The organism is Empedobacter sp. UBA3475 (genome assembly GCF_002378465.1).
GTDB lineage: Bacteria > Bacteroidota > Bacteroidia > Flavobacteriales > Weeksellaceae > Empedobacter > Empedobacter falsenii_B.
Genome location: NZ_DFRA01000021.1, coordinates 14,538 through 27,108 on the forward strand (window position 1 = coordinate 14,538; position 12,571 = coordinate 27,108).

16 protein-coding genes are annotated in these 12,571 nt (G+C 31.2%); 7 read left to right on the forward strand and 9 right to left on the reverse strand.

All coding sequences use genetic code 11. The features are described from left to right. Positions 1-41 precede the first annotated feature (41 nt). The 3 genes from B3I31_RS04940 to B3I31_RS04950 are packed head-to-tail and all read left to right on the forward strand — an operon-like array spanning position 42 to position 2,816. Complete coding sequence (locus tag B3I31_RS04940) at positions 42-1,301, forward strand: mechanosensitive ion channel family protein (protein WP_291049651.1); 1,260 nt, start codon at positions 42-44, stop codon at positions 1,299-1,301. Between the two features lie 9 nt (positions 1,302-1,310). Continuing rightward, complete coding sequence (locus tag B3I31_RS04945; RefSeq protein ID WP_291049654.1) at positions 1,311-2,036, forward strand: pyridoxine 5'-phosphate synthase; 726 nt, start codon at positions 1,311-1,313, stop codon at positions 2,034-2,036. A gap of 3 nt (positions 2,037-2,039) precedes the next feature. Continuing rightward, entirely contained in the window at positions 2,040-2,816 is a 777-nt protein-coding gene (locus B3I31_RS04950) for an alpha/beta fold hydrolase (protein WP_291059685.1), read from the forward strand. Positions 2,817-2,899: 83 nt separating this feature from the next. Here the strand turns inward: B3I31_RS04950 and B3I31_RS04955 are convergent, their stop codons facing one another. Both B3I31_RS04955 and B3I31_RS04960 read right to left on the reverse strand, forming a co-directional pair. Continuing rightward, positions 2,900-3,439, reverse strand: coding sequence for a GNAT family N-acetyltransferase (locus tag B3I31_RS04955; protein WP_180905287.1), 540 nt, complete (start codon positions 3,437-3,439; stop codon positions 2,900-2,902). Beyond that, complete coding sequence (locus B3I31_RS04960; protein ID WP_291087677.1) at positions 3,430-4,443, reverse strand: ABC transporter ATP-binding protein; 1,014 nt, start codon at positions 4,441-4,443, stop codon at positions 3,430-3,432. Before B3I31_RS04960 ends, B3I31_RS04955 begins: the two co-directional genes overlap by 10 nt. A gap of 100 nt (positions 4,444-4,543) precedes the next feature. On the opposite strand from B3I31_RS04960, the gene B3I31_RS04965 reads away from it, so the two are divergent. The 3 genes from B3I31_RS04965 (at position 4,544) to B3I31_RS04975 (ending at position 6,509) form a co-directional block, all read left to right on the forward strand. After that, positions 4,544-5,230 (forward strand): YceI family protein, encoded by a 687-nt coding sequence (locus tag B3I31_RS04965; protein ID WP_291059683.1) that lies wholly within the window; start codon positions 4,544-4,546, stop codon positions 5,228-5,230. Positions 5,231-5,391: 161 nt separating this feature from the next. Beyond that, positions 5,392-5,892, forward strand: coding sequence for a hypothetical protein (locus B3I31_RS04970; RefSeq protein ID WP_038335039.1), 501 nt, complete (start codon positions 5,392-5,394; stop codon positions 5,890-5,892). 56 nt (positions 5,893-5,948) lie between these two features. Next, positions 5,949-6,509 carry a cytochrome b/b6 domain-containing protein gene (locus B3I31_RS04975; RefSeq protein WP_221854255.1) on the forward strand — a complete coding sequence of 187 codons (561 nt, stop codon included), beginning with the start codon at positions 5,949-5,951 and terminating at the stop codon, positions 6,507-6,509. A 33-nt stretch (positions 6,510-6,542) separates the two neighbouring features. Here the strand turns inward: B3I31_RS04975 and B3I31_RS04980 are convergent, their stop codons facing one another. The 7 genes from B3I31_RS04980 to B3I31_RS05010 all read right to left on the reverse strand — a co-directional run bounded on the left by B3I31_RS04980 (position 6,543) and on the right by B3I31_RS05010 (position 11,642). Then, complete coding sequence (locus B3I31_RS04980; protein WP_286495306.1) at positions 6,543-7,064, reverse strand: hypothetical protein; 522 nt, start codon at positions 7,062-7,064, stop codon at positions 6,543-6,545. Between the two features lie 35 nt (positions 7,065-7,099). Further along, the gene (locus B3I31_RS04985; RefSeq protein WP_286495307.1) at positions 7,100-7,483 is read right to left on the reverse strand and encodes a DUF423 domain-containing protein; all 384 of its coding nucleotides are present in this window, start codon (positions 7,481-7,483) and stop codon (positions 7,100-7,102) included. An 18-nt stretch (positions 7,484-7,501) separates the two neighbouring features. Next, a complete protein-coding gene (gene tsaB, locus B3I31_RS04990) occupies positions 7,502-8,173 on the reverse strand; it encodes a tRNA (adenosine(37)-N6)-threonylcarbamoyltransferase complex dimerization subunit type 1 TsaB (protein WP_221854258.1) in 672 nt (223 codons plus the stop codon). 69 nt (positions 8,174-8,242) lie between these two features. Continuing rightward, the gene (locus tag B3I31_RS04995) at positions 8,243-8,812 is read right to left on the reverse strand and encodes a hypothetical protein (RefSeq protein ID WP_291059682.1); all 570 of its coding nucleotides are present in this window, start codon (positions 8,810-8,812) and stop codon (positions 8,243-8,245) included. A gap of 16 nt (positions 8,813-8,828) precedes the next feature. Continuing rightward, a complete protein-coding gene (locus B3I31_RS05000; protein WP_219033844.1) occupies positions 8,829-10,151 on the reverse strand; it encodes a TolC family protein in 1,323 nt (440 codons plus the stop codon). Positions 10,152-10,248: 97 nt separating this feature from the next. Then, a complete protein-coding gene (gene gldC / locus B3I31_RS05005; RefSeq protein WP_038335027.1) occupies positions 10,249-10,575 on the reverse strand; it encodes a gliding motility protein GldC in 327 nt (108 codons plus the stop codon). A gap of 17 nt (positions 10,576-10,592) precedes the next feature. Continuing rightward, positions 10,593-11,642, reverse strand: coding sequence for a gliding motility protein, GldB (locus B3I31_RS05010; RefSeq protein ID WP_219033845.1), 1,050 nt, complete (start codon positions 11,640-11,642; stop codon positions 10,593-10,595). A 100-nt stretch (positions 11,643-11,742) separates the two neighbouring features. Here B3I31_RS05010 and nadE point away from each other — a divergent pair, with 100 nt between their 5' ends. Further along, positions 11,743-12,537, forward strand: a complete 795-nt coding sequence (gene nadE, locus B3I31_RS05015; protein ID WP_286495309.1) for an NAD(+) synthase — start codon at positions 11,743-11,745, stop codon at positions 12,535-12,537. Positions 12,538-12,571 lie beyond the last annotated feature (34 nt).

The following is a 12,571-nucleotide window of genomic DNA, read 5'->3' on the forward strand; positions in this document are numbered from 1 at the left end:
ACTTTGCACAAACAAATCTATTTAAACTCAATTAACAGCTTATGCAAGATAAATCTTTTTATGAAGAATTTTCTGATGGTGTAAAATTTTTTTTCAATCAATATTTCAAAATTGATTTGTCTGAAAATCTTTTTAATTTCTTAGAAATTGTCTCTTGGATAGCTATTCTTTTTGTGTTAGATTTTGTGCTAAGAGCTATTATTCTTCCGCTTCTAAAAAAACTGAAAAATTTCACCGAAAACGATTGGTTGAAGTTTTTGTACAAAAACAAAGTCTTTGTTTCAGCTATTCATCTCATTCCAATCAGTTTTGCATTAAGCATGAATGTTATTTTGTTCAAGAATGAAGGAAATATTTTTCATGTTGTTCAACGCATTACACAACTTATTTCATTAATCGTTTTTACGCAACTTATTTTCCGAGTTATCAATACAATTATTGATGTGTACAACGAAGAAAATAGTTATACAACAATTGGAGTGCGAACTTTTGGACAAATGTTGAAGTTTATTATCACATTTTTTGCGATTATTTCTGGAATAATGATTTTGTTTACGGTTGATAAAAACACAATTATTACCGTTCTCGGAGCTTTAACCGCAGCTGTTTTATTGATTTTTCGTGATGCAATTTTCGGATTTGTTTCTGGTTTGCAAATCTCCTATTCTAAAATTGTAAAAGTTGGCGATTGGATTACCGTTTCCAAAGGCGATATTGAAGGAACAGTAAAAGAAATTAACATCAATTTGGTGAAAATTGAGAAGTTTGATAAATCTATTGCAACGGTTCCAACTGTAGATTTGGTATCGTCTCAGGTAACCAATCATATGGCGATGTTGGCAACTGAAACACGTCAAATAAAACGTTCTGTTTCGTTTAATGTAAATTCGTTTCAGTTTTGTAACGAAGAAATGTTAAATCGTTTCAAAAATATTACTTTAATTCATCATTATATTCAACAAAAACGTCACGAAATCTCTATCTATAATCAAAACATTGAAAATTCTGATTTAGATATTAATGGTAAAAACTTAACCAATATTGGTGTTTTTAGAATTTATGTTGAACATTATTTAAAAAGTTTGAAAACAGTTTCGCAAAATGATCCAATTATCGTAAAACAATTACCTGTTTCTCCGCTTGGAATGCCCTTAGAAATTGGATGTTTTACAACTTCGGCAAGCAATTTGGAGTTTGAAAGAATTCAGTCTGATATTTTCGATCATTTGTTAACAGCTTGTCGTAAATTTGACTTAGAAATTATGCAAAGCATTTCGCTTTCTGATATAAAAAAATTATAATATAAAATCATGACTAAATTAAGTGTTAATATAAATAAAATTGCTACAATTCGTAATGCGCGTGGTGGAAATACGCCAAATCTTGTAGAAGCGGCAATCAAAATTCAGGAATTCGGAGGACAAGGAATTACGATTCATCCGCGTCCAGACGAACGTCATATTCGTTACCAAGATGTCTACGATTTGAAACCTGTTGTAACAACTGAATTTAATATTGAAGGAAAACCGATTGATAGTTTTATGGAATTGGTTTTAAACTCAAAACCAGAACAAGTTACCTTGGTTCCTGATGCAGAAGATGCGATTACATCAAACGCTGGTTGGGATACAATCAAACATTTTGATTATTTAACAGATGTGATTAAAACGTTTAAAGATGCTGGAATCAGAACTTCTATTTTCTTAGATCCAAATCCTGCTTTAATTGAAAGTGCTGCGAAAACTGGTGCTAATCGAATCGAGTTGTACACAGAAGAATTTGCGACGCAATACGGTTTAGGAAATCTTGACGCAATTCTTCCTTATAAAGAAACGGCAAAATTAGCAATCGAAAATGGATTGGCTGTAAATGCTGGACACGATTTGAGTTTAGATAATATTGAATATTTTATTCGCGAAATTCCAACAATTGCAGAAGTTTCTATTGGTCACGCGTTAATTTCTGAAGCTCTATATTTAGGTTTAGAAAATACGATACAAGCGTATTTACGTAAAATTGAATTAGCAAATTTGTAAAAAATGGCAGAAATCTTACATAGTAAAATTGTTGGTTCTGGTGAAAAACATTTATTGGTTTTTCATGGATTATTCGGGCAATTGGATAATTGGAGCACATTAGGAAAACATTTTGGTGAATATTTTACGACACATTTGATTGATTTGCGCAATCATGGACGTAGCTTTCATAGCGAAGATTCTTCTTTGGAAGCGATGACGCAAGATATCGTGAATTATATGGATGCAAATTCTATCGAAAAAGCACATTTGTTGGGACATTCTCTTGGCGGAAGAATTGTGATTGATTTTGCAATGACTCATCAAAATAGATTAGATCATTTGATTGTTGCGGATATGGCGCCTAAAGCTTATCAACCTCATCATAATGCAATTTTCAAAGCATTGAAATCTGTCAATTTTGATCAAGTTGAAACTCGAAAAGATGTAGAAACGACTTTAGAACAATATATTCCTGAAATTGGTGTGCGACAATTTTTGTTGAAAAACGTGTATCATGCCGAGAATGGAAAATATGCTTTTCGATTCAATTTAGCTATTTTGGAGAAATTTTACCAAGAGATGATTGGTTCTGAATTGTTAAAAGGCAAATTTGATGGTCCAACTTTATTTTTGGGTGGTGCAAATTCTAATTACATTATGCCAGAAGATGAAATGATTATCAAAGAGCGTTTTCCAAATGCGGAAATCAAGAAAATTGCAAATGCAGGACATTGGTTACATGCCGAAAATCCGAAAGATTTTACAGCAGAAGTTTTAGATTTCTTGTTGAATAAATAAAAACAAAAAAGCGAAATTCTAAATTTGAATTTCGCTTTTTTTATATCAGATTATCATTCCAAGTTTATCGAGAAATCTATTCTTTAAATCAATTTATTTTCTCTCAACAACGACCAATAAATCATAGTTGAATCTCGACTCAATTCAGTGAAATTTAGTTTTGTCAAAAGTTTCGTTGAACCAATATTTTCTATCAAACAACAAGCGGTTACTTCTTCCAAAGTTTCTTTTGTAAATGCCCAATTTATCAATTCCGCAGCTGCTTCAACGGCAAAACCTTGTTTTCTTTCTGCTTCGATAATTCCATAACCAATATCACAACTTCTTCCAACAAAATTATAACCTTTAAAACCAATGTCACCAATTATTTCTCGTGTTGATTTCTTGATAATCATCCACGATTCGAAACCTGTTGGTGCGTCAACTTTAGACAAGTTTACAATAATTCGAGGCAATGTTTCGATTACATCTGCATCTGGCCAACCTTTTCCTCTAACTAAATTTAATTGCTCTAATTCGGTATAATTATTCTGTAATATATTTTCGCAAATGGAAATCGTGAACGGCATCAAAATTAATCGTTCGCTACACAATTCCGTTACTTGTAAACTTTCTAAATGCATAATTGATGAAATTTTATAACTTCAAAATGTATCAACTCATCTTTCATTAATTTTTGAGAAGAATAAATCAACAATTCAATGTTTTTGAATGTAAATCTTACCAAATAATCTCTTCCCTGAAATTTTGATGAAATTACTTTTCCTTCAAATTTTCCATTTTCAGAAATTGTAATTTCTTCTGGATAAATCACAATTTTAGACGAATCAATTCCTAAATCTTGCGAATCATCCAACACATTTACATAACCAAAAAGTTTGGCCACATAAGCTGTTGCAGGAGAATTTCGCACATTCTCGACCTCATCAAACTGAATCATTTTTCCGTTTTGCAAAACTAAAATTTTATCCGAAGTATAAAAAGCATCATTCAAATCATGCGTTGTAAAAATCACTGTAATTTGATGCACCTTGCACCAATCCATAATTTTTTCTCGAATGGTTAATTTTAATGTTTGATCTAAATTAGAAAAAGGTTCATCCAACAACAAAATTTCGGGTTGTTGTGCCAAAGCTCGCGCAATAGACACACGCTGTCGTTGACCTCCACTCAGTTTATTTGGAAAAATATGTTTAAAGTCTAACATTTCAACCACCATTAACGCTTCGTCAATTTGTTGTTGCTTAAGTTCTAAATCAAAATTGCTTAAGAATTTTCCGACATTTTCACCAACAGTCACAAAATCTAACAAATCATAATCTTGCGCTACGTATTTCATCATTTTATGACCTGGAATCAAATTATAAGCAGGACCACGTAATATCTTAGTATGATAGTAAATTTCTCCTTCTTTAAAATCTAGCAAACCATAAATCAATTTCAGTAAAGTTGATTTTCCACTTCCACTTTCCCCAATAATACTTATCACTTCGCCTTTGTTAACTGCAAAATTGATGTTATCGAGTACTTTTTCTTCGAAATCTGGATAATTATAACTGAGTTGTTTTACGTTTAGCACGATTGAATAATTTTTCTTATGTTTGGCTAAGGTATTAGATTTATTCAATATGAAATAATTGTTTAATTATTTCATTTATTGATATAAATCAATATCAACTATTAATTTATATTATAGTTTTGTAAAAGAAAAAATTAAAAAAAGCAATATGAAAAAATTATTCTTAGGATTGGCTGTTGTTTCTGCTGTTACATTAACTTCTTGTGGAGGAAAAACTGAAACTAAAGCTGCAACTGAAGCTCAAGAAGGAGCAACATCAACTGAAGGAGCTGCAGAATATGCTGTTGATACGACTGCATCTGTTGTAAATTGGAAAGGTGGAAAAACTTTTGACGATATCAACAAACCAGAAGAAGGTCACTACGGAGTTGTAAAATTAAAAGAAGGTTCTGTAAAAGTACACGATGGAGTTTTAGAATCAGGGAAATTTGTTGCTGATTTTGCTTCTTTCGAATCTAAAGATTTAGATGCTGATGCAGAAAGCAAAGGAAAATTAGACGGACACTTAAAATCTGCTGATTTCTTAGACGTTGAAAAATTCCCAACTGCAACTTTCGAAATTACAGGAGTTAAAGCTTTAGAAGGTGGAGATTACAATTCAGAAATTTCTGGAAACTTAGATTTCCGTGGAGTTCCTAAAAATGTTACTTTCAAAGCTAATGTAACTGTTGATGCGAATGGTGTAACAATCAAATCTGAAGAATTCGGAATTAACCGTAAAGATTTCGGAATTGCATTCGTAGGTGCTGGAGGTTCTATCATAAAAGACGAAGTTTTATTACAAGTAGATTTATCAGCTAAACCAGCTGCTGCAACTGAAGAAGCTGCAAAATAATCGAATTGAATATTCATAAAATAATAGAAGCCATTTATCTTAGATAGATGGCTTTTTTGTTTTAGAGGCGAAAAAATATAATTTCTCTCATTTTTTTTGTGATAATTAATTGAACTTAATTATATTCGTACTCATAATTAATAACATACATTAACAAAACAATGAAAACAATTAAGTTCTTCCATCCGGATGAAACATTTAATTATAATATTGAAAAATCGTTATGCAAAGTCGTTTTTCAAGGAAATAAAAAATGTTTGTTGGTCGAAATACATTCGACTGATGACTTAGAACACGTAGAAGGCGATTCGTTACAAAACGATTTTCCTCAACTTTCTTTATTTATTGATGATTTTCCTTTGGACGTAGAATCTGTAGAAGAATTAAACGGTAAAAAAGTTTCTATTCCTTACGGTTTTGCCGAGGAAGAAGACGAAGAAGGTGAAACTGTGGAAGTATATTACACAACGTTGAATGTTTCGGAAGAAGATTACGAAACAGTAAACAACGAATTAACTTTTAGTGTAAACGATAAAGGAATTTTGACCTTGAACTGGAAAGGTGAAGTGCAAGATTTTGTAGAAGAATCTGAAAAAGATATTCCTTTCGAAATAGAATGTACATTTGAAGAATTCGAATTCACAGAAGACGATTTTGAATAAAAAAAATACAACAAAAACCTCTCAATTTAGAGAGGTTTTTTTAATCACTATAAATTATGAAAAAGTTTACTTTAACTCATCGATTATTACATTGGACAATCGGAATATCGATGATAATGCTTTTCTTAACTGGTTTTTTGAGAATGGAATGGATGAGCAAGAAAAATCTTTCTGCTTTAATTACCAATGAAGTTTCAAAAGAAGGTTTAAACATTTCTGACGCTACTTTAAAAACAATTGGAAGAAGTTCTTTAGAACCAATGTGGCAATGGCACGAAATATTTGCTTATATCGCTTTAGGTCTTTTTGCTGCCCGAATTGTTTATATGCTGATAAAGGGAATCCGATTTCCTAATCCCTTGAAAAGTCATTCAACATCCGAAAAGTTTCAGGGAATAATTTATATGATTTTCTATTTATTAATGCTAATTAATATTGTGACAGGATTTTATTTAATGTGGGGAAATGGAACTTACAAAGACCCAATGGAAGAACTGCATAAAACTGCAATTTATTGGTTTCCTATCTTTTTTCTTATTCATCTCATTGGAGTTATTATCGATGAAGTCAATAAAAATTCTGGAATTGTTTCTAAAATGATAAATGGTAAAGATTAAAAATAGAAAAAGACACTTTATAAAGTGTCTTTTTTATTTAAACATTTGATATATTTTATCTTTTTCGTAACCTTCGATAGTTACTTTTTGATCAGTACTATAAAATGTATATTCTCTACGATTATCCGTATCTATAATATAATTCGGAAAAGATTTATTTGGTCTTTGCATTCTTGCTTCTTTGAGATTTTTTCGATCTTTGTTAGAAATCAAAAAAGTCTTTTTATCAAGAATCAAAAAGTAATATTCTTTTTCTAAGGAATAATAGCTGCTTGATGATTTTACAGTTAAGATTAATTTATTATCCATTACTTGATAAGTTCCTTCAGCAAAATCATAATTAGCATTATTGATTTCTTTACCGTTTTTATCTAACTCTACAATACAGTTATAAAAAACCGACTTGTATTTGAATTGTTGATTATTAAACAATTTCAATTCAAAGTTGCTATGTTTAAAGATTAAAGGAGTGGTCAATACTAATTTATCTTGCGCTTTTGTACTAATTGCAAGGAAAAATAATAATCCAACCAATAATTTATTCCACAAATTCATATAACTGATTAACAATTATATAAATTTAAAGAAAATTATCTTCCTTTCATAAAAATCCAAGCTAATAAACCCCAACCGATAATCATGAATAATCCTCCAAGTGGCGTAATTGGTCCTAAAAATTTAAGGTTTGCATTCCAATGTTCTGCGAATGACAACAAATAGATACTTACAGAAAAAACAAATGTTCCGGCAATTAAACACCAAGCAGCAGAACGTTCTAATAAATTATTAAATTGAAAATACATTCCAACAGCTAACAAAACAATTGCGTGATACATTTGGTAACGTACCCCAACTTCAAAACTTGCTAATTTTTCTGCAGGCAAAATTTTCTTGAACGCATGAGCTCCGAAAGCACCTAATATAACCGCCGTCATTCCGTATAATGAAGCGATTGTCAACACAAGATTTTTCATAAATTATCTCTTTTTATTTTATTCAGATTTCTTTTTTCCTGCCACAAAATCTTTCAAATAATATGGCTCGAAATACGCAACATCTTCAAATGATTTTTGATTAAACTTTTCTTCCGCAACACGAATCATATCTTTTGCCGATGGAAAAGTTTGTATAAACGTAGCATCTAAATGCGCTAAAACTTCTTGACATTTTTCTGCTCCATCACCCACAAAAATAATTTTATTTCCTTTCAATTCTTCAAAAGAAGTTTCATCGATTACTTTAGCTTCTGTTTCTGTTAACTGATTTCCTTGCTTATCAAACAAAGCTGTATAGACTTCCATTCGTCTTGCATCAATCATCGGAATGATATAATCGACCTCTTGATTCAATTGTGATTCCGCCAAAATTTGCAACGAATTAATCGCCATCAATGGAATATCAGAACCATATGCAAAACCTTTAGCAGACGAAACGCCAATACGCAAACCTGTGTAAGAACCTGGACCTTTTGAAACACAAACCGCCTCGATATCTTTCCAATTTATTTGCGCACCTTCCACACACCAATCCACAAACTGATTCAGTTTTTCGCCATGTGCATAATTTTCATCACTTTCTTCAACCAAACATAGTTGAACGCCATCTTTAGCAATCGAAACCGAACAATTTTTTGTTGAAGTTTCTAAATTTAAGATTGTTGCCATGCTGCAAAGATACATCACGAAAGTTAGATGATTTATGTTTGATAAGATGATTTTCTATCGGAAATGGAGTTAATCCTGATAATTTTCTACGAAATGATAAAAAGTATTATTTGATTTATCGTATATAAGGATATTATAATGAGGATATTTCGCAATTTGATAATATTCTAATTCTCCTATATTATTAAATTCTGTAAAAAAATCAAGTTTATTATATATTTCAGGAAATTTACTCTTGATAAAATTTATTTTCTCTAAAATTGTAACTTCATTTGTTTTCATTAATTCATTATCCGAAATGTCAGCTTTATCTGTTTTCAAATCATTTAAAAATTTGAATAAATCATTTTTATCTGATTGATATTTAAAAAAGCATTGATAAAAACCTCCTAAAAAATCCATTTTAACCCCTTTTTGATTTTTAATTTCAAATATTAAACCTTTACCATAAACATCTCCTAATTTAATGGAATTAATAGCTGTAGTATTTTGAAATAGTTTGTCAATACCTTTTTTCCACACAACTTCAGTCGTAGTTGATGCTTTATTTTTTACTTTCTGAATAGTATTATCTTTAACCTCATCTATTTTTGAACACGATAAAAAACTGAATAAGAACAATAAAAATATATTTTTCATAAGCTTTATTTAACTTTTATTTCCCTTCCAACGTAATAGGAACGCCAGCATAGAAATCTAATACTTTTTGTTTGAAAATGTAGTTGTATTTCGCTTGCAACATTTGCGATTCTGCAACCATCATGTCATTACGCGAACGGTTAAAATCATATTGATTAATAACTCCAGCATTGTAAGATTTTTGCGCAAAATCGTATGAAATTTTCGCATATTTTACCGCTTCTTTCGATGATTCATATGACGCAAACGAACTATTTAATTCGAAATAAGCCGACTGAACGTTTTTCAACACATCTTGTTTCGATTGTAAAAGATCAACTTTTGCTAAATCCTCGTTGATTAATGCTTTCTGAATATTAATTTTATAGGAATATTGATTCCAAATTGGAATACTCACACCAACTCCAAAAACGCCTGTTACATTATGTCCTAATTGCTCTAATAATGCATCTTGACGTAATCTTTTATTGAAATATTGTAGATAATTCGTTCCGAAATTGAAACTTCCTGTCACTTTTGGAAATAATGAAGTTCGCGCGATTTGAGTTTCTTTCGCAGCAACATCAATTTGCAATTCGGCATGTTTTACAGAAGGCTGATTTTGATAAGCCGTTTCTACCACATCATCCAAATTATACAATTGAGACGTTACATTATCTGGAATTTTGACATCAGTTACAGCAAAATTTCGGTAATCATTTAATTGCAACAACATCGCTAAATTGAACAATGCACGCTCTATTTCGATTTGTGCATTTACCACTTCACGTGTATTTGTCGCGACTTCAGATTCAGATTGAGCAACAACAGATTGAGCTACTGAACCAGCTTTGAATTTCTTTTGATTTTGATCCAATAATTGTTTCGAAATAGTTAGATTTCCTACTGCAACTTGTTTCAATTCTTTGTTCAATAAAACCGCCAAATAATAATTTGCAACTTGTAACGAAATATCATTTATCGTCATCGCAGTTTGTACTTTCGACGCTTCTAATTCCAAAGCAGCTTTGTCTTTATTCAATTGAACAACTCCACCATTGTAAATATTGATGCTAGATTGTACGCCAAATGAATGCGCAAATTGATAATATCCCTTTTCTATTGTTGGATTATAAGTTCCGATAGTAAAGTTAGTATCTACATAACCCGAAACCGTTGGCAACCAAGCGTTATAGGTTAATTCTAAATTTTTATTAAAAATTTCTTGGTTGATGGTATTCTGTTGAACAGTCAAATTATTTTTCGAAGCATATTCAATACATTTTTCAATTGTCCATCCTTCTTGGGCAAACGAAGGAAGAGAAGTAATAAATAGTAAAGTAAAAAATAATTGTTTCATAGACTATTCTTGTCAGAAAATTAAAGATATAAAATAAGTCGAATTTCTAACCAAAATGTTACGAAATTCGACTTAAAGTTTTTATTTGGTTAAAATCTTAACCTTTAATTTTTGAAGCAATTGCGAATTCTTCTGCAAAAGCAGCGATTCTTTCTGCAACTTCTTTTTCCTCTGTTGCTCTTTCGTAAGAACTAGACATTGAAATTAAAATTTGGTGAAAGAAACGTTTCATATCATCTTGTGTCATTTCTTTTGTCCACAAATCGATACGCAAAGCCTCTTTTGCTTTATCATCCCAAACAGAAAGTAACATTGCTTTTGTTTCTTCGTGACTAATTCCACCGTCTGGTGCATTCCAAGTCATTTTTTCTGGTACGTGATTTTCGTCCAATTCAATCTCTACCGTAATATTTGTTGTTCTCATAACTTCTAATTATTAGTTTATTTCACAAAATGGTAAACTTTACCATCAATTGTTTTTGTTGTATAATTTGTTGAATTATTACTTTCTAAAGCTGGCTTATATTTAGAATCTTTGAAGATTTTTTGACCATCCATATCATCTAACAAAGCTTTCAATTCTACCTTCGGATTCTCTTTCATGTATTGGCGAATAATTTGCAAACCAATCCAAGCCGCAATTCTTCCTGGAGAATCTTGTTCTATTTCATTATTAAATTTTGAAAATGGACTAACTGCTAAAAAGCGTTTATCCAAAGAAGCATCTGAACTGAATACATAATTTTGCTCCACAAAAAAGTTCCAAATTTGACCTTCGTTCTCAATACACCACTGAATTTGTTCTGGCGTGTAACCAACTTTATATTCGTCTGGTGTATCTGTTAACAATGCATCTTGCAAAATCAATTTCTTCCCTTCATAAATCATTTTATCAATAAATAATTGATTTCTTGGGCTAAATGTTACCACATCATTCGCAATTGCATCAACAGCTTGAGAAGGCAAACGATTAAAATCTAAATTTGTGCGTAAATAACGTTCTACGCCAATGCTATCATATAATTTATTCTTTGACCCCAAATACGCATCCATCGCAATAAACATCAAGCCAGATTGCTGACTAAACATCACAGGATAATCTATATTTTGTAAACCTGATGAATAGGTATAAACCGTCGGAATTTTATATTCTGGAAAATAAAATTGGTAACGTTGAAACATCGGAGTTAACGATTCATTTAAGTTTTTAAAATCTCCAAAAACCTTTCGAGATTGTCCATAAATACTCAATTCTTCTTTATTACGACGTTGACTTTCCCATACATCATCCGCAGTTTTTGCATCAAAAAAGAAAGGATAATCTTTTCGTAAAGTCGCTAAAGGAATCGAATCGTTAAAAAAATCTTGGCTGATATCATGAATATTCAACTGAACATTTTGTTCTTTGACATCCACTTCCCACGATTTTTCTTTTTTGCACGCAGTAAATAAAATTAAACTCGCAAAAGCTAAGCCATATACAAATTTCATTGCTTGGTTATTTAGCTAACAAAAATAGTAAAATAATCTGTAGTATTTTCAACCCTAATTTTTTTCATAATCTGCTATCTTTGAAATAAATTATTAAACTATGCAAACTGAAAAAGTTGTAGAATATATTGTTTCTTGGTTGAAAGATTATTTGGAAACAGCGCACCAAAAAGGCTTTGTGATTGGAATTTCGGGCGGAATTGATTCGGCTGTAACCTCAACACTTTGTGCGATGACAGGCTCCCCTTTACTTAATTTGGAAATGCCAATTCATCAAGAAAAAAATCAAGCGGATAGAGCAAAACGTCATATTGAATGGTTAAAAAATAAGTTTTCGTCGCCAATCGATTCGATAGAAGTTGATTTAACCTCAACTTTTGATGCAATGGTTTTGGCTTTACCAGAAACGGAAACAACGGATAAAGTGAATTTAGCCTTGGCCAATACACGCTCTCGTTTGCGTATGACAACACTTTATTATTTTGCTGGTTTACACAATTATTTGGTTGCAGGAACAGGAAATAAAGTCGAAGATTTTGGCGTTGGTTTTTATACGAAATATGGTGATGGCGGTGTAGATCTTAGTCCAATTGCTGATTTGATGAAATCGGAAGTGTATAAAATTGCTGAGTTTTTAGGAGTTAATACAGATATTCAAAAAGCAAAACCAACAGATGGTTTGTTTGGTGATGATCGTTCGGATGAAGATCAATTAGGTGCAAATTACGATGAATTAGAATGGGCAATGAAAGCGAAAGAAGCTGGAAAAACTGCAAATGAATTTGAAGGTAGAGAAAAAGAAGTATTCGAGATTTATTCCAGATTAAATCGTATTAACCAACATAAAATGGTTCCAATTCCGATATGTGATATTCCTGAGGAGTTGATGAACTAAGCGGTAAGCACAATTAATTTTTTCAATATAAAAG

Coding starts and splice junctions, on each gene's coding strand:
- B3I31_RS04980 (WP_286495306.1), bottom strand. CDS start 7,064: ATGAATTTGTGGAATAAATTATTGGTTGGATTATTATTTTTCCTTGCA.
- B3I31_RS04995 (WP_291059682.1), bottom strand. CDS start 8,812: ATGAAAAATATATTTTTATTGTTCTTATTCAGTTTTTTATCGTGTTCA.
- tsaB (WP_221854258.1), bottom strand. CDS start 8,173: ATGGCAACAATCTTAAATTTAGAAACTTCAACAAAAAATTGTTCGGTT.
- B3I31_RS04945 (WP_291049654.1), top strand. CDS start 1,311: ATGACTAAATTAAGTGTTAATATAAATAAAATTGCTACAATTCGTAAT.
- B3I31_RS05000 (WP_219033844.1), bottom strand. CDS start 10,151: ATGAAACAATTATTTTTTACTTTACTATTTATTACTTCTCTTCCTTCG.
- B3I31_RS04970 (WP_038335039.1), top strand. CDS start 5,392: ATGAAAACAATTAAGTTCTTCCATCCGGATGAAACATTTAATTATAAT.
- nadE (WP_286495309.1), top strand. CDS start 11,743: ATGCAAACTGAAAAAGTTGTAGAATATATTGTTTCTTGGTTGAAAGAT.
- B3I31_RS05010 (WP_219033845.1), bottom strand. CDS start 11,642: ATGAAATTTGTATATGGCTTAGCTTTTGCGAGTTTAATTTTATTTACT.
- B3I31_RS04985 (WP_286495307.1), bottom strand. CDS start 7,483: ATGAAAAATCTTGTGTTGACAATCGCTTCATTATACGGAATGACGGCG.
- B3I31_RS04955 (WP_180905287.1), bottom strand. CDS start 3,439: ATGCATTTAGAAAGTTTACAAGTAACGGAATTGTGTAGCGAACGATTA.
- B3I31_RS04940 (WP_291049651.1), top strand. CDS start 42: ATGCAAGATAAATCTTTTTATGAAGAATTTTCTGATGGTGTAAAATTT.
- B3I31_RS04975 (WP_221854255.1), top strand. CDS start 5,949: ATGAAAAAGTTTACTTTAACTCATCGATTATTACATTGGACAATCGGA.
- gldC (WP_038335027.1), bottom strand. CDS start 10,575: ATGAGAACAACAAATATTACGGTAGAGATTGAATTGGACGAAAATCAC.
- B3I31_RS04950 (WP_291059685.1), top strand. CDS start 2,040: ATGGCAGAAATCTTACATAGTAAAATTGTTGGTTCTGGTGAAAAACAT.
- B3I31_RS04965 (WP_291059683.1), top strand. CDS start 4,544: ATGAAAAAATTATTCTTAGGATTGGCTGTTGTTTCTGCTGTTACATTA.